Below are 22,889 nucleotides of genomic sequence, written 5' to 3'. Positions count from 1 at the left end.
AAACACCAACGCGACCCGCGCGGCATCCACGAAACGGGATTTGGCCTGGTCGAAGGTGGTGGGGTCGGCGTCAGTGCGGGGGCAAGTCGAATGACGTCGAGGTGACGTCGATGGTCAGGCGGGCGGTGAGCGCGGGGCCTGCGGACACCTCGATCTGCGGGTGTTCGCTGGTGTCGACGGCGTCGAGCCAGGCGAGGAGTGCTGCCGCGGCGATCATGGAGGGCAGTGCTGGGGTGCTGCCGTCGGGGTCGGTGGTCGCGTGGAGTTCGCGTACGTGATTTCGCCCGGTGCGGGCCCACACGCACCACGCACCCGGACGGCCCGGGGCCGCGGCTGCCCGGCAGCCCGGGTGGCGGGTGAGCAGGTCCAGCGCCCATGCGGTCTGGGGTGGCGCGGTGCTGTGCCCGGCCGGGGGCGAAGCGATCAGGATCTCGGCATTGTTCGCGACGGACGGGTTCGGTTCGGAGGCGTCCGCGACGAGGACGGCGTCGGCGGGGATGTGCGGGCCGCGTGCGGGGTGGGCGTAGCGGCGGACCCGGATGCGGTTGCCGGTCTCGCGGACCGCGTGGACCAACTGGGCCGCGTGGTAGGGACGCGGCGCTGGTGCGGCGGCGTTGTGTGACGACGGCAGCGCCGGCACGGGCACGGTCGCCGAGCCCGCCGGCTCGTCGAGACCCAGCGTCCGGTACACCACCTGCCGCAGTACCGCTGCTGCCCCGCCGGGCTCCGACGTGACACACGACGCCTCCGCGGCCTCGGCAAGCCGCAGGACGTCGGCCGCGGCGCGGCGTAGTTGCCCGGCCAACGGCAGGTCCGCGGCGAAGCGCGGCAGTACGCGGCCAAGGGTTTCCATGGGGGAGCCGGGCGCCACGGAGGCTTTGTCGAATGCGCCGAGCAGGGTGGGCAGACGCATCCAACTGCCGTAGGCGGTGAGCGAACCGTGGTCGCCGAGGAGGCAGTCCGCCGCGATCAGCGCGCACTTCCAGTCCTCGGTGGACGGCTCGGGCAGCAGCAGACCGGCGTCCAGCAGCGGCGCCAGCCAGGAACGGACCTGCCAAGGGCTGTGCCGGTGCCACACGTTCGGATGTACGGCCAACAGCACGCGGTACTCGTCGACGGGAAGCTCCGCGACCGCCCGCTCCACAACCTGCGGTGCCGCGCCCAGCAGGCTTGCGGGTCCCCACGTGGACGACACGACGACCAGCGCAACTCCGTCGGGGACCCCGAGCGCCGCGCGGTAGGCCGCCCGGAACGGGCGAGCCGCGGCGAGCTGGTCGGCACACGGGTCACCCGCCACGACGGCCCGGGGCACCGCCTCCGGGCAGTCGAGACGCAGGCGGTCGATCTGCTCGTGATGTGAGACCAGGAGAACCGAGGGGACGACCGCGCCGTCGTGCACGAGCCAGTCCCGCGTGAGGCCGAAAGCGCCGGGACCGGGTATTCGATGCGCCGACTCCGAGGGGAGTGTCTTGTTGAATCCCGCGCCATGGGGCGTATAGATCAACGCTGCTTGCAGGGCGTGGAGTTCGCCTCCGCGGCTGGTGGATATCGCGGCGTCGAAGCGCTGGGCGACGGCGTCGGCCCACGGCAGGTGGACGATGCCGCGGGCGTCGAAGAACTCCGTCAGGCCGTCCGGGAACGCCGACGAACCGGGGGAGGTGAACGACGTGGCGACACGGCGGTCGCCACCGACGACGCGCAGCAGGTCGAGGAGCCGCGTCGCCGCGGTCACGTTGTGGGCCACGGCCAGCAGCCGACGACCCGGCGGGACGGTGTCCCAGCGGGACCCGGCCCGTGCCTGCTGCGCGCTCGTTGCCGTCGACTCCTGTCCCACCGCATCCCCCTGTGCACCGCCGAGCCCGCCGTCGTACCGGTGTACAGCATGACGTCGTCGCAGCCTTCGTCGATGGACGAGGTGTGCGTTGCGGCCCTCGCAGGCTGGACCAAGGCGGCTGGCCGATGCCCTGCCTACCGCCGCGAGACGGTCCGATCCCGGCGCTCCTGCCGCTGCTCCGCGTACACGTCCTGGAGCAGGTCGGCCAGCATTTCGGCTGCATCGCCCAGGACTTCGCGGTCGAAGGCGGCGGTGTTGCCGGGCCACGGCTCGGCGTTGACCAACACCCGGGATGCGTCGCGGCGGCTGTGGTCGATGAGCCCGGCGGCCGGGAAGACCGTGCCCGAGGTGCCGATTGCCATCCACACGTCGGCCTTCCGGGCCGCATCGACTGAGCCGCGCAGCTTCTTCGCCGGGACCGACTCGCCGAACAAGATCACGTCGGCGCGGGCGATCCGCCCGCAGTGCGGACACGTCGGCACCGTGTCGTGGACCTCGCGGTCCGGCCACGCGCCGTGCCGGGCATGGCAGGCACGCCGCGAGCAGCGGCTGCGGAAGAGGCCGCCGTGCAGTTCGGTCACGCCGGTGGATCCGGCCGTCTGGTGCAGGCCGTCGATGTTCTGCGTGGTGATGTGCACATCGAACCACGACTCCGCGGCGGCCAAGGCCCGGTGCGCCGGGTTCGGCTGCGCGAGGAGGGCGGCGCGGCGCAGGTCGTTCCAGTGGTTCCAGGCCTGTTCGGCTTTGCCGTACCAGCGCGACGCGGTGGTGATCTTGGCCAACTCCGGGTCGCGGTCCCACATTCCGTCCCCGCCCCGGTACACGGGCAGTCCGGAAGGCGCCGAAACCCCGGCTCCCGTCAGGACGGCGAGCCGGGGTTTGGCGGCAGGCGAGGGGGCATCCGCGTCGTCGGTCACGGGGGCAGTGTCGAGGGCGTGGGGGAGCGGGCGACAGCGGTTTTCGGTATGGGTGCGTGATCGGGATCAGGGCGCCGCGGGGTGTCCTTGCGGGGGACTTGCCGGCTTACTGCCGCTGTCTCGACTTAGCGACGGCCGACCGCCTGCTTACTCCTCGTCGAAGTCCGTGCCGCGGGAGACCTTGTCCCACGCCGCGAGTTCCGCCCGTACCGCGTCCAAGTGCCCCGTGATCGCGTCGACCGCGTCGCCGCCCAGCGCCAGGCGCAGGGGAGTGTCGTCCGCGTCCAACGCCGTCCGGATCGCCGCGGCGGCCTTGGCCGGGTCGCCCGGCTGGGTGCCGCCCGCGTTCTCGACGAGCCTGCGGGTGGCGCCGGACGTCTCCGCATATGCCGGAAGCTCCGCGGAGAAGTACGCCGCACCCTTCGCGAACAGGTTCGTCCGGAACGCGCCCGGCTCCACGATCAGCACCTTGATGCCGAACGGCGCCACCTCGTCCGCCAACGCCTCCGACAGCTGCTCCAACGCCGCCTTGGTGGCGCTGTACGCCGAGAACCCGGCGAACGACAGTTGCCCGCCGAAACTGCTGATGTTCACCACCGCCCCGCCCTTCCGCTCCCGCATGTGCGGCAGCAGCGCCCGCGTCAGGCGCGCCGGACCGAACACGTGCAGGTCGAACAAGGCGCGAAGTTCGGCGTCCGTGGTCTCCTCGAACGCACCCACCTGCGTGCGCCCGGCGTTGTTCACCACGACGTCGACCCGGCCGTAGCGTGCCAGGACGTCCGCCGCGACGGCGTCGACGCGCTCGCCGTCGGTGACGTCCAGCGCCACCGCGTCCACCCGGTCGGGGTACGCGGCGACCAGGTCCGCCAGCGCCTCGGGCCGCCGCGCCGTGCCGACGACCGTGTCGCCCGCCGCCACCGCGGCCTCGGCGATCGCCCGGCCGAAGCCGCTGCTCGCGCCGGTGATGAGCCAGACCTTGCCGGTGCCCGTCATGATGCTCTCCTGTTGGTGCGTGCTCCGTTGTTCTGCCTCCATCCTTCGACCGCACCCCGCCCCGCGTCCAAGACCTGCCGTGATAACCATGGGCTATGGATGTTCACGGACGAGACCTGCGCTACTTCGTGGCCATTGCCGACGAACTGAGCTTCACCCGCGCCGCGGAACGCTTGTACGTCTCCCAACCCGCGCTCAGCAAGCAAATGAAGATGCTCGCCAAGCAGATCGGCGCCGAGCTGTTCCAGTGGGACGGCCGTACCGTCCGCCTCACCGCCGCGGGCGAAGCCCTGCTGCCGCACGCCCGCGGCATGTTGGACGCCTGGCAGGCCGCCGAAACCGCGGTGGCCGACGCCGTCGCCGCCGAACGCCACACGCTGATGGTCGGCATGTCCACCAGCCCCGGCCGCGGACTGCTGCCCGCGCTGCGCACGCGCCTGCTGGCCCAGCACCCGGCGGCCCAACTGGTCCTCCGGCAGGTCACCTGGGCGGACCCCAGCGCCGGGCTGGCGGACGGCACCAGCGACGTCGCCTTCGTCTGGCTGCCGCTCCCCGACGGCGACCGCTACCGCTACGCCGTCGTGGCACGCGAACCACGCCTGGTGGCTTTGCCCGCCACGCACCCGCTCGCTGCGCGTGCGGCGGAATCGGGCGGGGCGGTGGACTTCGCCGATCTGCTCGACGAACCGTTCCTCGCCCTGCCCGCGGACGCCGGCCCGCTACGCGACTACTGGCTCGCTCTCGACGCCCGCGGCGGCCGCCCGCCGCGCATCGGGGCGGTCGTCGCCAGTGCCGAGGAAACCCACGAGGCCGTCGCGAACGGCCAAGGCGTCGTGCTGCTTGCCACAGGCAACGCGCCCCTGATCGCCCGCGACGAGGTGATCGTCCTGCCGGTACACGGCATCGCGCCGTGCGAACTCGCGGTGGCGGCGAGGCGGGACGACGACCGCGCGCTGGTGGAGGCGTATCTGGCGGGAGCGCGGGCGGTGGGGGTCGGCGGGTAGCGGCGGAGGCTTGGCCGCGTGGCTTGCCGGTCGGATATTCGGATACGGCGTGGCGGTATACGTCGGCGCGGCGGCGTGCAGTCTGGGGTGCTTGGGCCGGGCGGCTTGCCCGCCGGGCCGCGGCGTGGGGCTGTGGCGGTCGGGCGGGCAGGGTGCAGTCCGGCGCGGGCGGCTGCCGCCGGGCTGTCGGTCGGTGGCTCGCGTGCCGCTCCGGTGGTCGGCCGCCCCGCGGGAAGACCTATCAGCTCGCCCTACCCCACCCGGCCCGATAGCGTTTCGCCCGTGTGTCCGGTGCGGGAACCCACAAGGTTCCCGGCGTGGCCTCGATGTCGGTTACCCCGCGGAAAGTAGGTTGTCGTCCATGGCATGTCGTATCGGTGAGCTGGTCTTCGGTTGCCGCGACCCCGAAGCGCTGGCCCGGTTCTGGTGTGAGGTCCTGGACTTTCAGGTGGTCGGGCGCGAGGACGACGGCAGCATCGAGATCGGCGCGAGCGACGGGTTCGGCGGCAAGCAGCCGACCCTCTTCTTCAGCCGCCGCGACGAGCCGGAGCCCGGCAAGTCCCGCCTCCACATCGACCTCAACGCCACCGACCGCGACCAGGACGCCGAACTCGAACGCCTCCTCAAGCTCGGCGCCCGCCCGGCCGACATCGGCCAGACCGGCGACGAGCAGTGGCACGTCCTCGCCGACCCGGAAGGCAACGAGTTCTGCCTGCTCAGGGCGCGGATCGAGCCGATCGCCTGAGTTTCTCGCGGTGGTGTCCGGCGGAGCCGAGGCGCATTTCGGCTCCGCCGCCACCGCTCCCGGCGTTCGTCCTGGCGCTTACTCCGGCATGTCGTCCACCAACTCGGCCAGTTTGCGTTCGCTGCGGGCCTGCCACGGGAGCGCGCCGTAGGCGGCATTGGCCGCGACCGCCGCACCGAGTTCGCGGATGGCTTGCGCGCGGTCACCGCACGCGGCGGCGCCCACGCCCAGGAAATAGCGGACCGAGCCCAGGTAGGCGATGCTGCCGTACACGGCCGGCCCGTCCGCGTGCGGGCGAATCCGGTCCATCGCCACCCGCACCTCGTCGATGCGGCCCAGCCCGGCCAGGACTTCGACCCGCAGGCAATCCGTGGCCAGCGACTGCCAACTCCCCGCGAACGCCGGCGGCGAAGCGGGCGGCAGATGCTGCGCCGCCAGATCGGGACGTCCGGACAACAGCGCCGCCCGCGCGACCTGGGCATGGAACGCCGGATAGGGCGACCCCTTCACCAGCTCGATCAGCTGCGGCAACGCCCCCGCCAGGTTCCCCTCCAGCTCCGCGACCTGCGCCAGCGCGTTGCCTTCGCACTCCGCATGCCCCACCAACGTCGTCGCGCGATGCTGCCGCACCGCGGCCGGAAGTATCGCCGCGAGATCCGCCGTACGCCCGGCCATGTGCATGCGCAGAAAATCCCACCACTGCATCTGGATCGCCGAACTGCTGCGCCGCAGCCGCGCCACCAACGCGGCACACGCGGCCCGCTGCTCGTCGGACTCCGCGACCCGCCCGAGTTCGAGCAGCACGATGCCGCGGAAGAACCGGGCCACCAACTCCACGTCGGCATGTCCGGAGACGACGGCCAGGTCCGTGAGTTCCTCGGTGGTCGCCAGCCGCGCGGCTGCCGTGCCGGGGAACCACGTGGCGAGGTAGTGGCAGCCCAGCGCGTAGGCGAGCGTTTCCGGGTCGCCCAGCTCCCGTGCTTCGGCGACCGCCTCCGTGGCAAGCGTGTCGGAACGCTCCGCGTCCCACGTGAAGACGAGTTCGACCGCGAGGCCGGCGGTCGCCCGGCAGCGCAGCGGGCCGGGCGGCAGCTCCGTACGGCACTGTTCGAGTACGGCGATGACCTCGTGGTCGACCTCCGTGTACTCGCGCCAGTTCCACAACTCCGTCCCGCCGACCGCGATAGCCGCCAACGCCACCAACTCGATGTCGGCCAGCTCCCGCGCCAACCTGATTGCCTCGCCCAACGCCCGCTTCGCACCCGCAAGATCCCCCACCCGGCGACGCGCCACCCCGAGTCCGTGCATGACGTCGAACCGCACCCGCGCGTCGACACCACGCCGCCCCGCGACCAGATCCGCGGTCCGCTCCCAGCGCGCGCACGCGTCGTCGTACGCGTACTGCAGACCCGCCTGCCGCGCCGCGGCGATCCCGTGCCGTGCCGCGGAACCGACCAGCGCCGGACGCAGCGCCGCGCCGAACGCCAGGTGGTAGGCGACGCTGTCGAGGAGCTCGGGACGCTCGGGCAGCCACACTTCGAGGACGGCGCCTATGTCTCCGTGCATGCGTCCGCGCCGTCCCGCACCGAGGTCGTCATAGAGCGTCTCGCGGACGAGCGCGTGCGTGAACCGGTAGCGCGCGAGACCCGTCTCCTCGAGGAGCCCGTGCACGACCGCGGCATCGCACGCGTCCACGAGATCGTCAAAGGGCGTGCCCGACACCGCGGCCAGCAGATCGACGTCGACGTCGCGCCCCACGACCGACGCGAGACGCAGCAGCGTCCGCGTCGTCTCGGAGATCAACCCGACCCGCCTGCGCACCACATCGCGGACGCCGTCCGGGATGGCCGACGAGTGCAGGTCGAAGTCCGCATCCCGCCCGAGCAGCCGCGCCAACTCACGCGCATAGAACGGATTGCCGTCCGCCCGCGCGTGAATCAGATTCGCCGTCGCACCGTCGATGTCGGTACGCACGGACTGCCGCAGCAGCTCGCCTATCTCGGCCGGATCCAGCCCCGACAGCCGCAACCGCAGCGGATGCAGGCGCGCCAACGTCGCCAGACAGGCGTCCAGCGCGGAATCCGACCGCGCATGGTTGTCCCGCAACGTGACCGCCAGCAGCACCGGCTGCCCGGCCAGCATTTCGGCTGCATAGCCGAGCAGATGCAGAGAGGACGGGTCGGCCCAGTGGATGTCGTCGAGCACGACGGCGACCGGGCCATTGGCCGTGGCATCGGTGATCAGGGCATGAGTGACGGACTCGTAGACGCGCAACGGCGCACTGGCGGAAGCGAAGCCGACAGCGTCGGCGGACGGGTCGTCGGGGAGCGGGCCGAGGACGGTGGGAGGTGACGCGTGGGCTGGTGCGGGCCTCGGCATGGGCGTGGGCGCCGGTGTCGCCGGCCTGAGGTTCCGCAGAACGGCATGCCACGGCCAGAACGCCGGGGCTGCGTCGGTCTCCGGACACCGCCCCCGCAGCACCCGCACCCCGACCTCGCCCGCAAGCCGCTCCAACTCGGCCAACAGCCGCGTCTTGCCGATGCCCGGCTCACCGCTGATGACCACGAGCGCACCATGCCCGGCACGGGTGTCGGCGAGCGCTTGCGCCAGAGCGTTGCGCTGGGGGTAGCGGCCGATGTGGGGGAGTGGGCCGCCGGGGGGAGGGATGAAGGTCGCGCGGCGGCCATCGGGATCACGCGGTGGGAGGGACGTACCGCGAGGCGAGGCGTCTTCGGGTGCTCCGTTGGTCAGGGGCGAGAGGACGTTTGGTGTGTGGGGGTCGTTCGGGGGCGCGGATGTCGGTGTCGGACGGTGAGTTTCGTGGGCCTGTGTTGCCGCGGAGGTGGGAGCTGCTTGCGGGCCTGTGCCGGTGTGCGTTTGGGGGGCGGCGCTCGTGCTTGCGTCGGCCGCCGCTGCCGCCCCCGCGCGTGCGTCCGCCTGTGTGCGTGCGCGTGCCGGTGTGTCGGTATGCGCCTGCGTGCCTGAGTCTTTGTCTGTGCCCGCTTCCGCGGCGGCGCTTGCGTGCGCTTGCGGGCCACTGGTCGCTAGCCCGCTTGTGCTTGCGCCCGTTTCCGCGCGTCCCGACGTGCCCGGTTCTGCGCCGGTGTGTGCTTGCGGGCCCACGCTCGTGCCCGCACGTGCTGCCTGGTCTGTGCTCGTGTACGGCTGCGTGTGGGCGTGTGGCACCGCGCCGCCGCTCGCTTGCGCGTCTCTGTCCGTGGTCGCGCATTCTTGCGCGTGCGCGTGCCGACCCGGTTCCGGGCCTGCGTTCGGGCCGGTCTCCGCGCCTGCGTTCGCGCCCGTCGCCGTTTCGGCGCCTGCGCGCACAGCCGGCTCGGCGCCGGCTTTCGCACTTGGCCCCATGCTCGCTGGGGTGCCCGTGCTCGACCCCGCGTTCGCCGGGGTACCGGCGCCCGCGGTCGTCTCCATGCTCGTGCCAGTGCGCGCGTGCCGACCCGTATCTGTTCTCGCGCTCGCTTCCGCGTGTGCGCCTGGTGTCGCGCCGGTGCGCACCTGCGCGCCGCGGTCCGTCGTCGTGTCCGCTCCCGTGGTGGCGCCCGTGGCCGTGTCCACTTCCGCGCCGGGGTGGGTGCCTGTGTGTGGGTCCCCGGTTGCTTGTGTCCCTGTACTTGCGCCGACGCCTGCTTCCACGCCCGGCGGCCTCGCACCGGCTTGCGTGCCCGAGCCTGCACCCGCGCGCGCATCTCGGGCTGCACCGGCTCCCGCGCCCGGCACCGCATCCGCTTGCGAACCCATGCTCGCGCTGGCGCCCACGCCCGTGCCTGCTACCGAGCCCGTGCCTGGCCCCACTTTCGCTGGCGTGCCGGGGCCCTCGTTCGCCTCCGTGCCTGGACTTGCTTCCGTGCCCGTGCCCGTGCTCGCCTGCGCGTGCGAGCCGGGCCTCGTCCCCGCTTCCGTGCCGGATCCCGCGTTTGCTTCCGCGCCCGCGCCTGCGCTGGTGCCCGCACCCGCACCCGCTACACCCGCGCCTCCCGCCTGCGGTCCCGTTCCCCTGCCGACCTCCGCTCCGGACGCCAGCCAGGTCTGCGTTCCCGCCACCACCCCCATCCCCGTGACGTCCCCGACATCCAATCGCGGCGCCTGCCGCAGGATGTCCCGTTCCAAGTCGCGCACGATCGGGCACGGGTCCACGCCCAGTTCGTCGGCCAATCGGCGCCGGTTCGCGGCCAGCACGGCCAGTGCGTCGGCCTGCCGCCCGCCCCGATACAACGCCAGCGCCCACAGCTCGGCCAGCCGCTCGCGGAACGGGTGTTCGCGCGTGAGCCGCTCGGCGTCCAGAACCACCTCGGCGTGGCGGCGCAGTGCCAGCAGTGCGTCGAGGCGCATTTCCGCTGCCGCCAGCCGAAGTTCGGTCAGGCGTCCGGCTTCCTCACGGGGTCCGGGAAGGTCCGCGGTGTCGGCGTACGCCGCGCCCTTCCACAGCGTGAGCGCGGCGTCGACGCGACTCAGCGCAGCGGCCGGGTCGCCGTCGGCCGCCGCGGCCTGCGCGTCGTCGACCCCCGACACGAACCGGTCGGCGTCCACGGCGCCCGCGGGCGGCCGCAGTTCGTATCCGACCGATGTGGTGACGAGCAGCTTCGACGGCGTTCGAGGCCGCCGCCCCGGTTCGAGCGCGGACCGCAGCCGCGACACGCAGACTTGCAGGGCGGTCAGTGCCGTCGTCGGCGGATTACCGCCCCACAGGTCGTCGACGAGCCGTTCCGGCGCCACGGACGACGGCCGCGCGGCGGTCAGAGACGCGAGGACCATGCGTTCCCGACGCCCCGCAATCGCGACGTCCGCGCCGTCCAGCGACACCGCCAACGGCCCGAGCACCGAGATCCGCAGCTCCGGTCCGGAAGGTCCCGGCGAGGGCACCGCCGAGCCCGGAAGATTCTGGGACACCCCGTCCCCCCAAGTGTGCGTGTGATGTGGTCCGCTCCCCACCCCTAAGGAACGTGCCCACATGATCGCGCACCCCGCCGGCGAAATGGACCCGTCAAGTCCGGCCCTGTGGATAACCCGGCGTTCCGGGGGGAGAAGGCCCGCCCGTCATTCACAGCGGGCCCGCACGGTGGTCGCGCTGTCCGCCGACCAAAACGAAACCGGCGCTCTCACCGTCGCCTTCGGGACGATGGCGTGCGCACCCGAATCGTCCTTGCGGCCCACGAGCATCACCCGCCGACGTTCGGCGTCGCTCACGCAGCCCAGCCGTTGCCGTGCCGAACTCGTCAGCCTCGCCCCGAGCCCGCCGTCGGCCCCGCCTCGCCGAGTCTGCTCAACCGCCGTCTCCGGAAGGGGGCGCAGGCCGCCCTCACACGTGTTCCAACACCAGCACCGCGCGAGTCCCCGCCTCCAACGCCCTGAACACGTGCGGAACATCGCCCGGATAGGCGATGTAGTCCCCGGGCCCCAGCTCGACCGGCTCCTCGGCCGTCCCCACCAGCGCACGGCCCGCGCCGATCACCACGTGTTCCAGCACCCCGGGCATGTGCGGATCGGAGGAACGCCCGGGACCCGGCTCGGCGGCGATGTTGTACACATCCCGGCGGGCGCCCGGCGGCGATGCCGAGAGCAGGATCGCCTGATAGTCGGACTCTGCCGAGTGCACCGCGGGCCCCTGCCCCGCCCGGATCACCCGCGTCTCGGGCCGACCCGGAGCGAGCAGCCGCGAGAACGGGATCTCCAAGGCGACGCACAACGCCCAGAGCGTCTCCAGGCTCGGATTTCCCGTCCCCGACTCCAACTGCGACAGGGTCGACTTGGCCACCCCCGCCCGGCGCGCGACTTCGCCCATCGACAGGCCGACACGGACCCGCTCGCGGCGCAGGGCACTGGCGATCAGCTCGATGGGGGCCCGGAACGGGGCGGCATCCTCGGCCAAAGTGTTCACTCCAGCGTCTCGTCGTTCGTCTTGACGAACACCCTATCGGTGTTCACTATAAACGCCATGCGTTCGATGTGGAGAACACTCGACGGCGCCCAGGCCCGCGACATAGCCCTCGTCTGCCTGGCCGTGGGCGTGATCGGCGTGTCCTACGGGGCAGCGTCCGCCTCGGCCGGATTCCCGTGGTGGTTCCCCGCCTTGACCGGGATGTTGGTGCTGGCCGCCTCCTCGGAATTCCTCTTCCTCGGCATCCTCGCCGCCGGCGGCAGCCCGCTCGCCGCACTGGGCGCGGGCCTTCTCGTGAACGCCCGCCATCTGCCCTTCGGCTTCGCCGTCCCCGACGTCCTCGGCCACGGCTGGGCGCGGCTGCTCGGGACACACCTCATGAACGACGAGACCGTCGTCTTCGCCGTGGCCCAAGACGGCCTCCCGCGCAAACGCGCCGCCTACTGGACCTGCGGCCTTGGCATCCTCGTCTGCTGGCCTGCCGGTGCGCTCCTGGGCGCACTACTCGGCAGCGTCGTCCATGACACCGCCGCACTCGGCCTTGATGCGATGTTCCCCGCAGTGATCGCGGCCCTGATCCTGCCCGCCCTCAAGGTGCGCACCACCCGCCGGGCCGCCACGGCGGGAGCAGCGCTCGCCCTTGCGCTGACCCCCGCCCTGCCCGCAGGGCTCCCCGTACTCGCCGGGCTCGCCGGGCTCGTCTTCTGCTGCAACACCGCAGCCCCGGACCCCGGGAGCGACCTGCCATGACAGCGACTTCCCCCATCGTCGCCGCCATGCTGGCCCTGGCGGCCGGCACCTTCCTCCTCCGCCTCGCCGGCCCCGCACTACGCGCCCGCATCCGCTTCCCGCCGCCGGCCGAACACCTGCTGGAAGCCTCCGCCGTCGTCCTCCTGGCCGGACTCCTCGCCGTCTCCGCCTGCTTCGAAGGCCACAGCCCCGCAGGCCCGGCGCGCCTGCTCGGCGTCCTCACCGGCGCACTCCTCGCCTGGCGACGAGCCCCGTTCCTGGCCGTCGTCCTCGGCGCGGCCACGACCACCGCCCTGCTGCGCCTCGTCGGACTCAACTGACAACCACACCTGTGGGCTCAGTGCCCCACCGACGACTCCAGCCGCGCCCGCCGCAGGACGAACCACGCCCCGACGGCCGCCAGCAGAATCACCACCGACCCGACCGCGGCCGCGATGTGCAAACCGTCGAGGAAAGCGCCCTGGGCAGATGCCGACAGCGCCGAACCCATGTGACGGGTCGCGGCGTCGACGGCACCCGCGAACGAGTCATTCGCCGCATGCGTCGTCCCCGCGTCCATGCCCGCGGGGACCGCCAAGTGGCTGCGGTACACCCCGGTGATCACCGAACCGAGCAGGGCGATGCCCAAAGCCGCGCCGAGTTCGTACGCGGTCTCCGAAATCGCCGACGCCGCACCCGCGTTCTCCTTCGGCGCGTTTGACATGATCAGGTCGGCGGTCACCGTGAACGACAGGCCCGCGCCAAGGCCCACGAGCATCAGCGCCACACCCACCAGCGGGTACGGCGTCGAGGCATCGAGCACCGGCAGCACGCCCAGACCCAGCCCCACCGCGGCAAGCCCGGCCGTGACCGCGACCCGCGGCGAAACTCGCCGCGCCACCGAACCGGCGGCCAGACCGGTCACGATCGAACCGATCGTGGCCGGCAGTTCGGCCAGACCCGCCTGCAGCGGACTGCGCCCCTGCACGAGCTGGAAGTACTGGGAGAGGAAGAACACCACACCCGCAAGGCCGAACACCGTCAGCAGATCGGCGAGCACCGCCCCTGAGAACGTCCGGTTGCGGAACAGCCGTATGTCCAACAGCGGTACGCGCAGGGTGAACTGGCGGCGCGTGAACCAGACGAGCGCGGCGACACCGGCAAAGCCGACCGCCACCACCTCGACGCCGACGCCATTGGCCGCAGCGTCCTTGATCGCATACACGACCGCCACCATGCCGACCAGTGACAGCAGCGCGCTCGGGATATCCCACGGCCCGGGGGAGGGATTCTTCGACTCGGGCAGCAGGCGGATGCCGACCACGATCAGCAGGGCCATCACCGGCAGGTTGATCAGAAAGACCGAGCCCCACCAGAAGTGCTCCAACAGGAACCCGCCGACGACCGGCCCGACTGCCGCGCCCGCCATCGACATGGCACCCCACACGCCGATCGCGAAACTGCGCTCGCGTGCGTCGGGGAACAGGTTGCGGATCAGTGCAAGCGTGGACGGCATCAGCGTCGCACCGGCGGCACCCATCGCCGCGCGAGCGGCGATCAGCGCCTCGGCGTTCGGCGCGTACGCCGCCACGACCGACAGCGCACCGAACGCCGCCGAGCCCCACAACAACAGCTTCTTCCGGCCCCACCGTTCGCCGAGCGTGCCCATGGTGACCAGAAGGCCCGCGATGACGAACGAGTAGGCGTCGCCGATCCACAGCAGCTGCTCACCGGACGGGTGCAGGTCGGCGCTCAGGAAGGGAATCGCCAAGCCGAGGACAGTGGCGTCGATCGCGACGAGCAGCACCGCGAGGACCAGCACGGGCAGCGCGACCCAGCGGCCGGGGTGCCCGAGGGCGGGCGGCTTCTCGGCGGACGTCGGCGAGTCGCCGAGCATCGTCGTCCCGGCAGCACGCGCGGGATTCCCCGCCGGGCCGGCCATCGGACCGCTGGTCGAATTGTCTACGGGCTTGCTCACGTTGATGTCCGGGGCTGTGAAAGGTGCATGGCTGTGGGTTGCTGCGGCCCCGCGGCGACACGGGCCGCCCGATCAGGCAGGTCGGGAGGCCCATCGTCAGGGCATTGATGCGATCTTAGCTCATGTGAGACATGTATGTCTCATCAGATACCGGAGCGTTGCGTGAGGTGCTGGATGACCGCGTCTTCGCCGCCTTCCACCACGGAGTCGACGCCGCTCCGGGGGCAGCCGACGTCCTCGCCGGACCGCGGCGCCGGAAGTTGCCCAACCGCGTCGCGTCGTCCTCCGACCACGCCTGGATCGACTGGATCGACCTCACCCTGGGCCGCTCCGGCCTGCGCGGTCGCCTTCCGGCCTCTGGTCTTCAGCGCCGAGGACGTCGCGGGCGTTGTGAGCGTCGGCAAGCCCGCGCCCCAAGGTCTTCCTGCCTGCCGCCCGTGCGATGGGCATGGCCCCCATTGACTGCTGCTGGTCGTGGAAAGCCCAAACGGCATGTTCGCCGCCGGTGCCGCGCGGATGAACTTCCTCGGCTACACGCACTGATGCCTACCGACCGACTCACGGCGGCCGGGGCGATGGGACTGATCGGCGACCCGCGTGAGGTCCTCGGTCATGTGTCCTGAGTGGGCCGTGCACCGTGGGCCGTGTCCCGCGGCCGGCGCCCCGCGCCCTGTGTGGCCCTCGGTACGTCCCGGTCCCGGCCCGGTAAGTCGCCGCTTAGTCGGCGGTAAGTCAGGACCTTCCTTCGGCCCGGCAGCCGGTAAGTCGACCGCAGGTCACCGGTTAGCCCGGTGCGGGAATCTCGTCACGTCGGCAGGACAGGGGGGGCCGGCGACACCGACCCGACCGGGCGCGCTCCTCGCTTGCCGACGCGCCCCAAAGTACCGAGGAGATGGCCATGAACACCGCCGTGCCCCGCTGCACTCCATACCGCATCGCCGCCGAAACCTGGCTGGTGCCGCGCCTCATCGCGGCCGGCGACGCCGGGTTCGTCCCGGTCAACTCGATGGTGATCACCGGCGAGCAGCCCGTCATCGTCGACACCGGCGCACCGATGCACGCGGAGGCCTGGCGGGAGGACGTGTTCGGCATCGTCGCGCCCGAGGACGTCCGCTGGATCTTCGTCTCCCACGATGACACCGACCACACCGGCAACCTCGCCACCGCACTCGACCTCTGCCCGAACGCGACCGTGGTCACCGACTTCGGAGCCTGGCAACGGCTGTCCGTCCACCTGCCCATCCCGACACACCGCATGCGCTGGCTCAACCCGGGCGAACGCCTCGACATCGGCGACCGCACCCTCCTGGCCATCCGCCCGCCGCAGTACGACTCACCGACCACCCGCGGCTTCGTCGACACCGCCACCGGCGCCATGTGGGCTGTCGACGCATTCGCCCTGCCCACCCCCGGCGAGGTCTACGAACGCACCGACCTCCCGCCCGGGCTATGGGAAGACCTCTTCGTCCCCTTCAACAGCATGTCCAACCCGTGGCTCGAATGGGTGGACGCCGACCGCTACGGCCGCCACCTCGACGAACTCGCCGAACTCCCCGTCACCGTCGCCGCCTCCTGCCACGGCCCGGTCCTTCGTGACGGCGCCCTGACCGACGCGTACATCCAAGCCCATGCCATGGCCGCCAAGCCCGCCATCCCGGCGCCCGGACAGCCCGTCCTCGACCAGATCCTCGCAGCCGCCGGTCTCCAAGACCCGATACCGGCCTGAACCGCCCCGCCACCGCACCCGGCTGCCACGCGCCGCGGGCGCGGCAGAGCGCCCACCGAACAGCACACCGAGGCGCCACCGACGCCCACATGAACAACCGCGCGGGGTGGGGGGATGGGAGTGACCCCCGCGCGGCAGGCCGGTGCCTGGGGAGGACCACCGGCCTGAAGACCGGCCCGGTGCGCGGCACACCCCGTTGCCGCGTACCGGGCCGGCACCGACCGATCGACCGCGGCGGACATCGGCCCGCAGAGGAGGACCGACACGAACAGACGTAGATGGCAGACGGGCTTGATGCGGCTCCGGCACGTGTGCGTGGGCCCACTCCCGCTCGGGATCGCCGGGCGGCGAGGAAGGGGTGCGGACGTTGCGCGAAGCGCATCCGCTCCGGCCAGCCGACACCCTCACGGGCTCGTCGATTCCGCCCGCGTGCGACCCGCGCGCGACCCGACAGCGCGACGGACCCCGCACCCCACGGTGGGCGGCGAACACAGGCTTCGGCGCGTCGGGCGGACAACCGTCCCCGGGACCCAAAAGCGACCTCTCACGCCATCAACCTCCTTACTGGGCAACGCTCCTGACGGCCAACCAGTCATACGCCATACTTCCCCGGTGACCGACCCGACTCCGCCCCGCCCGGACTCCCGCCTCCACGGAATCAGGAAGTGGACGACAGCGGACGAGGATGCCTCGCGCCGACGCCGGTTCCGCGCCCTCGCCCCGGGGTTCGCGGCCGTCGCGGTGCTGGTGGTGGCAGCCGCGATCGTGGCGGACGCGCCGAGTTCCGTGTGCGCGGGGTCGGACGACCCGTCCGGTGGGATTTCGGGCGCAGGTGGTCCCGGGGACGTCTCGGTCCGAGGCCTCTTCGGCAGCTACACGAACCACACCACGGTCATGGCCAAGCTCGGTCCGTGCGGGCCCGGCGTGGCGGATCCCGTGGTCCTCGGCCTCCTGGTGCTCTTCGCGGGAGCGCTGCTATGGGTGCCGTGGTTGGCCGTTCCGGCCGCGCCGGCGGTCCTGCTGGCGAGCGTCTGGAGGGACCCGGCCGTCTCGGTCGCCTCAGGCCCGTGGTGGTGCGTCCTCGGCGTCCTGCTGTGGGGTCTGGCGGCGCTGGGTGCCCGGGAGTACACGTCCCGGGGCAGGCCGTGGCACGAGAATGCGGTCAACGACCGGCCCCTCGCCGCCCTGCCGAAGGACGGCCGAGGGGAGCGCCGCTACGTCCACCGCGCCGCCGCCTTGGTCGGCGCCGCGCTGCTCGTCGTCGCCGTGTCCGTCAGTCAAGGCATCGCCGACGACCCCGCCGCGCCACCCGCGGCCGCATCACGCAGCGCGGGCGGCGCGGATTCCCAGGCCGGGGCCGCACTGCCCTCCCGCCAGTGGACTACACACACCCCGGACTCGGAGCTTTACGCCTACGCGATCAAAACGACCCCGGGCGCGGTGGCCATCGTCATCGAAGCCTCGACGACCACCGCTCACCCGTCCGGCTCTCGCTTCCGCGACTCGACCACCCATCTGTGGCAGTTGGCGGCGGCTCTCGCCGCCGCCGCGGCCCTCCTGGCCGCTCTTCAGGGTGTTGCCGGGCCGACGCGGATGGCCCTGCTGCGGCGGCGCGGACGCGTCCCGGCCCGAATCGTGCTCGCCTACGTCCACCGGCCCGGCGAAGCCGTCGTCTATCCGGCCGACGACCCGCACGGCCGCCGTCCGATGTTCCGCTGCCGTATCCCCGCCGGCCCGACCACCGCGCCGGACCGCCCCCGCGAAGCCGTCCTGTACGGCGAACTCCGCGGCGGCGCAGCGGCGGTCCTGGCCTTCACGGACGCGACCGACGCAACGGACGCAACGGACGCAACGAACGCGCCCGACACTCCGCCTCCGCCGCCGACCCCCGCGAATGCCGACGCATCCCCGACCATGGCGCCGCCCCCCGCCGACTCGACCACCACCCTCGACAACGCGGACACCACCACCCCGCCCCCACCGGCCAACGGGCCCGAGCACCCGCACCCCGGCCGCTACCAAACCGCCACCGGTCTCCACCCGGTCTCCCCGTCCCGGGCCCCCGAGTTCCGAGCCCGGGGTCTGGAGGTCACGTCCGCGCAAATGGCGCCGCGCGACAAGCCGGTCGTCTGGACGGCCGCACCGCGTCACCACCGGTGGGGCTTGCTCTCCGCCGTGGGTGCCGCGGCGATCGCCCGCGCCGTGGCCGCGCTGCGTCCCGAACCTCTCGCCGCCTGCGCCGCGCTCGTGGTCGCCGCCCTGCTCCTGGACCGGGCCGCGATTCTGCTTGCCTGGACGGTTTCCGCCGACCGTACGGGAATCCGCCTCCGTGCCGGCTGGCGCGCCGCGACCGTCGCCTGGCCGGACCTGACCGCGGTCGGCTATCGCGCCGGCACCGTCGTCGCCCGGACTTCCGCCGGCGGCCGCCGGTTCCTCCCGCTCGGCGACCCCGAACTCGCCCACGCGGCAGCCGTCTGCGACGCCATGCGCGCCCGCCCCGAGCTTCGCCCCACCGAAGACGACGACGCCCCCGCGGGCTACCCCGGCGTCCACCTCGCCGTGGCCATCACCGCACTTGCCCTCGCGACCTGGTGGTGGACGTCTTAGGACGTGTCCGGTGGATATTCGTGTGAAGGCCCACCGGACACACCCTGACCCCGTCAGCGATCCCCAATTCCGCCGTACACCTTGACCAGCAGCGCATGCAGCGCCGCCCGCTCCCCGGCATCGAGCGGCGCGAGCAACTCGTCCTGAACCCGTTCCGCATCCGCGGTAAGCCGGTCGAGCAGCGCGCGCCCGTCCCCGGTCAACGCGACCACGACGCGCCGCCGATCCGCGGGATCGCGCGTACGTTCCACGTGCCCGCCCCGCGCAAGCTGTTCGATCACTTTGGCCATATCGCTCGGGTCGACGGACAGCCGCGCGCCCAAGTCCCGTTGCGCGTGCGGCCCGAAGTCCGCAAGCGCCGCGAGCACGGCCATATGCCACAGCCGCAGTCCCTGCCCGGCCAGCCGCTCGGCCAAGCGGCCGCGGGCGGCCTTGCCGGTCAGCGACAGCAGGTACGTGCTCAGCCCCACCAGCGAAGGCGGCGCCGCCCGCCCGGCGTCGGCGCCACGGTCATCTCCATCGAGTTCATCCACGCCAATATCCTAGGCGGCACCCTATAGTGGGTGATCACCCACTAATATTTCGGGAGCCCCGATGGACGTGCTCTACCCCCGCCTGCTCACCACCGACTTCGCCGCCGACTTCGGCTTCTACGACGCGGTCATCCCGCCCCTCACCGGCGGTCACCTGGTCAAAGGCGCCGCCGACGGCCCGTACGCCAACTGGGACTTGGGCAACGAAGCCCTGCTCGTCCTCTACGACCGCGCAGCCCTGGCCGCCGCCATCGGCACCGCCGGGCTCCCGTCCACCCCGCCGCCGGCGCAGGACGCCGCCATGCTGGTCTTCCGCGTCGACGACGTTCCGACCGCCTTCGCGCTCTGCCGCGCCCATGGCGCGACCCCGGTCACCGAACCGGCCACCCGCCCCGACTGGGGACCGACCCTCCGCACAGCCCACGTCCGAGCCCCCGGCGGCACCCTCATCGAACTCCAGTCGTACTAAAAGGAGTCAAACCCCGGGGGCGGTTACCACACATCCCCGTCACGCCAGTCGCACGCAATCGGCACCGTCACATCCGGCGCAGCGGTGCCCGGCCACACGAACACCGCGCCGTCCTCCTCCGGCGTCGGCGCAATCCCGTCCGGAGTGAACACCGACGTCGGCCCTTCCCAGACCCGCCACCCCCGGGCCCGGTAGAACCCCACGGCCTCGTCGCTCGCACACAACGCCCCGAAGTCGTACGCGGACTCGATCACCCGCTCCAACTCCGCCATCATCGCCCCGGCATACCCCCGCCGCCGCAGGTCGGCGCGTACCGCGACCCCTTCGACGTATCCGCACCGCAACGCCCGCCCCCGCACCAGCATGCTCCGCTGCGCCACCGCCGCATGCCCCGCCAGCACGTCCCCGTCGAACGCCAACGCGTGCACCCCGCCCAAACAGTGCCGCCAATCCTCCTCCGACATATCCCCGTCGAACGCTTCATCCAGCAACCGCCGTGCGTCGTCCAGCACGGCGGGCTCCACATCGGCGGTGTGGGCAACACGAATCCGCATCATCCCGGCATCCTTGATGATCCCCGCGCCGACCGCCAACGCTTTCGACGGCCCGATCGCCCTCGACCGGGGCCGGGCAACGCCCACGGCACGCGGGACGGTCTACGGCCGACCGGCGCGGTCCTCATCACCAGGCCGACGTCCGAATCCGCCTCACAGCGCAATCGGCCGGTAAGCCAGCGCCCGGTCGACGAGCTCCGCCGCCGTCGGCTCCGGCCCGTCCGGCCAGTACACCAGCCCCGCAACGTGGCCGCGGGGGCAGCCGAACGCCGCGTCCAGACGCTCGAGTGCGTGCTCCAGCTCCGCTTCGGCGAGTTCGCCGCTCATCACCGACTCCACCAGCGCGACAGCCGCTCCACGCGTCATCGAAGGCACGTCGGCGCTCAAGTCGCCGCCCCCTCCACCCACGCCGCCAGCTTGTCCAGTGCCATCCGCGTGCCGAGTTCGTTGTCGGCGGCGGGGATCGCGTCCGGCATGCCGGTGTGGGTGATGGTCACGTCGGTGGTGCCGTCGCCGACGGGGTGGAGGGTGGTGGTCATGGTGATGGCGCCCGCCAACGACGGGTCCGGGGTTTCGAACTCCACGACTTCGACGACCTCTTCGCCGTCCGTCAACCGGGTGAAGCGGCCGTGGTAGGTATCTGTGTTCGCGGCGGTCTTGCCCTGGGCGTCGGGGGCGTCGTAAGTCAGCGACACGCGGAATCGGCCACCTTCGCGCGGCTCGAACGTGTGGACTTCGCTGGTCATCCCGTCCGGCACGCGCCACGCGGCGACGGCTGCCCGGTCGAGCAGGGCGTGGTAGACCCGTTCGGGTGAGGCCTGGATGCGGCGGGACACTCGGGTCGTGTACATGCGTCGACTCTAAGCGAGCCGTATGCCAATCCGAGGCAGCCGAAGGCCCCGGTATGCCGCCGCGCCCTACCGGATCGCGATCTTGCTCAACAGCTCTTCCAAAACGGCGAGTTCCTCCACCGACAGAGCCTCCCGCAGCGCGGTCGGGGGCCGGGACAGGATGTGCGTCGCCAGGTCTGCCATCTCGCGTCCGGCGTCCGTGACGCTGACGACCTTGGCGCGGCGGTCCTGCGGCGACACCGTGCGGACGACCAGGCCGCGCCGCTCCAGATCGTCGACGATCAGCGTCGTGTACGGCTTGTCGGTGGCCATCTCCGCCGCGAGTTCGGTCATCCGCATCGGCTTGCGGGCCAGGCGGCGCAGCGCCCGGCTGCGGGAGAAGCTCAAGCCGGTGGCGTCGGCGACCTCGCGGCGACGGTCGTCGGAGCCGAGGACCAGGTTCCGCATCGCGGCGAAGGCCCGGTACGCGGCCGCGTACGCCGGATCGTCCCGCTCGTCCGGCATCGCTCCCGCGCCCGCCGGCTCGGTCGATCCGGCGGATGCGGGGGAGGAGTCGGCGATGCGGCCGCGGGCGGGACTGTTCATGGCGTGGAGATCGGTGTCCTGGAGTCGGGCGACGGCGCGGGGGAGGGCGCCGCGAGACGTTCGGCGACGCGGGCGGCCGACCGCATCGCGGCCGGGCCCGTCGTGAGGATACCGAGCACGACGACGACCAGGCCACAACCTGCGACGATCGCCCAACCGACGTGGCTCGCCGCCGCGAAGCCGCTGCCGAGCGTCCCGTGCACCGACGACACGACCACCGACACGATCACCGCGATGCCGAGCGACTGCCCCGTCATCCGGCTGGTGGTGGCGACCGCGGCCGCCACGCCCGCCTGGCTGCGCGGCATGCCGGACACGGCGGTGTTGGTGATCGGCGCGTTGATCAGGCCGAACCCGATGCCGAAGACGACGTAGGCGGCCATGAGCTGCGCGACCGGGGTGTGGTTGTCGAGGTTGGTCAGCATCAGGGCGCTGACGGATATCGCGATGCCCGCGACGACCAGCGACGGGCGGGGTCCGCGTGCGGCCACGAGGCGGCCGGACAGGGGAGCGCAGATCACGGTCATGGCGGCCATCGGCAGGACGTAGAGTCCGGCGCGCAGCGCGCTGTAGCCGAGGGCGTCCTGCAGGTAGACGGTGTTGAGGAACAGGAACGCGGACAGGGAGGCGAACCCGCACACCGCGGTCACCGTCGCCCCCGACAGCGGCACGCTGCGGAAGAACCGCGGGTCGATCAGGGGTTCGTGGCGCCGCAGTTCGTAGCGGACCAGGGTGCCCAGCGCGGCCACGGCGAGCGCGAAGCCGCCGAGGGTGCGGGCCGACGTCCAGCCCGCGTCGGGCGCTTCGATCAGGGTGAAGGTCAGCGATGCGAGGAGGACGATCATCAGGCCTTGTCCGACCGGGTCCGGCCGGCGCGGGTGGTCGGCGCGCGATTCCGGGATGTACCGCTGGGCGAGCGCCATCGCGGCGAGCCCGAAGGGGATGTTGATCCAGAAGATCGACTGCCAGCCGACCGACCCGACCAAGAGCCCGCCCGCCACCGGGCCGAGCGCCATGCTGATGCCCGCGACGCCGCCCCACACGCCGATCGCGCGGGCCCGCTCGGCCGGGTCGACGAACGTGTTGACGATGATCGACATCGCCACCGGGTTGAGCATCGACCCGCCGACGGCCTGCACAGCACGTGCGGCGACCAGCCAGCCGAGGCCGGGAGCGAGGCTGCACAGCAGCGAACCGAAGGTGAACAAGGCCAGGCCGGTCTGGAACGTCCGGCGTCGGCCCAGCCGGTCGCCCGTCGACCCGGCCAGCATGAGCAGGCTCGCGAGGACGACGGTGTACCCGTTCACGACCCATTGCAGCCCGGACACGGACGCGCCCAAGTCGTCCTGGATCGATGGCAGCGCCACGTTCACGATCGTGATGTCGATGCCGACGATGAACAAGCTCATACAGCAGATCGCCAGGACCAGCGCCCGGCGGCGCGGGGTGGATGTCTCGGGCACGGCGGCTC

At 72.1% G+C, this 22,889-nt stretch carries 19 protein-coding genes; 7 read left to right on the top strand and 12 right to left on the bottom strand.

Features of this window, described 5'->3' with window-relative positions; genetic code table 11:
* Positions 1-70 precede the first annotated feature (70 nt).
* From ACPA54_RS34935 to ACPA54_RS34925, 3 genes are all read right to left on the bottom strand, one after another.
* Positions 71-1,834: a hypothetical protein gene (locus tag ACPA54_RS34935; RefSeq protein ID WP_423535940.1), complete on the bottom strand. Its 1,764-nt coding sequence runs from the start codon at positions 1,832-1,834 to the stop codon at positions 71-73.
* 134 nt (positions 1,835-1,968) lie between these two features.
* Complete coding sequence (locus tag ACPA54_RS34930; protein WP_423535938.1) at positions 1,969-2,751, bottom strand: SIR2 family NAD-dependent protein deacylase; 783 nt, start codon at positions 2,749-2,751, stop codon at positions 1,969-1,971.
* A gap of 147 nt (positions 2,752-2,898) precedes the next feature.
* Positions 2,899-3,744, bottom strand: coding sequence for an oxidoreductase (locus ACPA54_RS34925; RefSeq protein ID WP_423535937.1), 846 nt, complete (start codon positions 3,742-3,744; stop codon positions 2,899-2,901).
* Positions 3,745-3,839: 95 nt separating this feature from the next.
* Between ACPA54_RS34925 and ACPA54_RS34920 the strand changes: the two genes are divergently transcribed.
* Entirely contained in the window at positions 3,840-4,748 is a 909-nt protein-coding gene (locus ACPA54_RS34920; RefSeq protein ID WP_423535936.1) for a LysR family transcriptional regulator, read from the top strand.
* Between the two features lie 361 nt (positions 4,749-5,109).
* Entirely contained in the window at positions 5,110-5,493 is a 384-nt protein-coding gene (locus tag ACPA54_RS34915; RefSeq protein WP_345679840.1) for a VOC family protein, read from the top strand.
* Positions 5,494-5,571: 78 nt separating this feature from the next.
* Here ACPA54_RS34915 and ACPA54_RS34910 read toward each other — a convergent pair whose 3' ends face one another.
* Positions 5,572-10,263, bottom strand: coding sequence for a BTAD domain-containing putative transcriptional regulator (locus tag ACPA54_RS34910; RefSeq protein ID WP_423536043.1), 4,692 nt, complete (start codon positions 10,261-10,263; stop codon positions 5,572-5,574).
* A 544-nt stretch (positions 10,264-10,807) separates the two neighbouring features.
* Positions 10,808-11,386, bottom strand: coding sequence for a helix-turn-helix domain-containing protein (locus tag ACPA54_RS34905; RefSeq protein WP_423535935.1), 579 nt, complete (start codon positions 11,384-11,386; stop codon positions 10,808-10,810).
* A gap of 21 nt (positions 11,387-11,407) precedes the next feature.
* On the opposite strand from ACPA54_RS34905, the gene ACPA54_RS34900 reads away from it, so the two are divergent.
* Positions 11,408-12,136: an AzlC family ABC transporter permease gene (locus ACPA54_RS34900; protein ID WP_479729432.1), complete on the top strand. Its 729-nt coding sequence runs from the start codon at positions 11,408-11,410 to the stop codon at positions 12,134-12,136.
* Positions 12,133-12,456, top strand: coding sequence for an AzlD domain-containing protein (locus ACPA54_RS34895; protein ID WP_423535933.1), 324 nt, complete (start codon positions 12,133-12,135; stop codon positions 12,454-12,456). The genes ACPA54_RS34900 and ACPA54_RS34895 overlap by 4 nt, the downstream gene beginning before the upstream one ends.
* A gap of 17 nt (positions 12,457-12,473) precedes the next feature.
* Here ACPA54_RS34895 and ACPA54_RS34890 read toward each other — a convergent pair whose 3' ends face one another.
* Complete coding sequence (locus ACPA54_RS34890; protein ID WP_423536039.1) at positions 12,474-14,012, bottom strand: MFS transporter; 1,539 nt, start codon at positions 14,010-14,012, stop codon at positions 12,474-12,476.
* Positions 14,013-14,991: 979 nt separating this feature from the next.
* Between ACPA54_RS34890 and ACPA54_RS34885 the strand changes: the two genes are divergently transcribed.
* Complete coding sequence (locus tag ACPA54_RS34885; protein WP_423535931.1) at positions 14,992-15,819, top strand: oxygen-binding di-iron domain-containing protein; 828 nt, start codon at positions 14,992-14,994, stop codon at positions 15,817-15,819.
* Between the two features lie 612 nt (positions 15,820-16,431).
* Positions 16,432-18,426 (top strand): hypothetical protein, encoded by a 1,995-nt coding sequence (locus ACPA54_RS34880; RefSeq protein ID WP_423535929.1) that lies wholly within the window; start codon positions 16,432-16,434, stop codon positions 18,424-18,426.
* 53 nt (positions 18,427-18,479) lie between these two features.
* On the opposite strand, the gene ACPA54_RS34875 is transcribed toward ACPA54_RS34880, so the two are convergent.
* Complete coding sequence (locus ACPA54_RS34875; protein ID WP_423535927.1) at positions 18,480-18,959, bottom strand: MarR family winged helix-turn-helix transcriptional regulator; 480 nt, start codon at positions 18,957-18,959, stop codon at positions 18,480-18,482.
* 61 nt (positions 18,960-19,020) lie between these two features.
* On the opposite strand from ACPA54_RS34875, the gene ACPA54_RS34870 reads away from it, so the two are divergent.
* Positions 19,021-19,428, top strand: coding sequence for a VOC family protein (locus ACPA54_RS34870; protein ID WP_423535925.1), 408 nt, complete (start codon positions 19,021-19,023; stop codon positions 19,426-19,428).
* 23 nt (positions 19,429-19,451) lie between these two features.
* Here ACPA54_RS34870 and ACPA54_RS34865 read toward each other — a convergent pair whose 3' ends face one another.
* The 5 genes from ACPA54_RS34865 to ACPA54_RS34845 all read right to left on the bottom strand — a co-directional run bounded on the left by ACPA54_RS34865 (position 19,452) and on the right by ACPA54_RS34845 (position 22,881).
* Complete coding sequence (locus ACPA54_RS34865; RefSeq protein ID WP_423535923.1) at positions 19,452-19,985, bottom strand: GNAT family N-acetyltransferase; 534 nt, start codon at positions 19,983-19,985, stop codon at positions 19,452-19,454.
* 150 nt (positions 19,986-20,135) lie between these two features.
* Positions 20,136-20,348 (bottom strand): e9imm peptide, encoded by a 213-nt coding sequence (locus tag ACPA54_RS34860; RefSeq protein ID WP_423535922.1) that lies wholly within the window; start codon positions 20,346-20,348, stop codon positions 20,136-20,138.
* 17 nt (positions 20,349-20,365) lie between these two features.
* Positions 20,366-20,833, bottom strand: coding sequence for an SRPBCC domain-containing protein (locus ACPA54_RS34855; protein ID WP_423535920.1), 468 nt, complete (start codon positions 20,831-20,833; stop codon positions 20,366-20,368).
* Positions 20,834-20,899: 66 nt separating this feature from the next.
* A complete protein-coding gene (locus ACPA54_RS34850; protein ID WP_423535918.1) occupies positions 20,900-21,418 on the bottom strand; it encodes a MarR family winged helix-turn-helix transcriptional regulator in 519 nt (172 codons plus the stop codon).
* Complete coding sequence (locus ACPA54_RS34845; protein WP_423535916.1) at positions 21,415-22,881, bottom strand: MFS transporter; 1,467 nt, start codon at positions 22,879-22,881, stop codon at positions 21,415-21,417. The genes ACPA54_RS34850 and ACPA54_RS34845 overlap by 4 nt, the downstream gene beginning before the upstream one ends.
* Between the last annotated feature and the right edge of the window lie 8 nt (positions 22,882-22,889).

It is taken from the genome of Uniformispora flossi, assembly GCF_049534875.1.
GTDB classification, from domain to species: Bacteria; Actinomycetota; Actinomycetes; order Streptomycetales; family Streptomycetaceae; genus Yinghuangia; species Yinghuangia aomiensis.
This window is presented reverse-complemented; position numbering and strand designations above follow the sequence as displayed.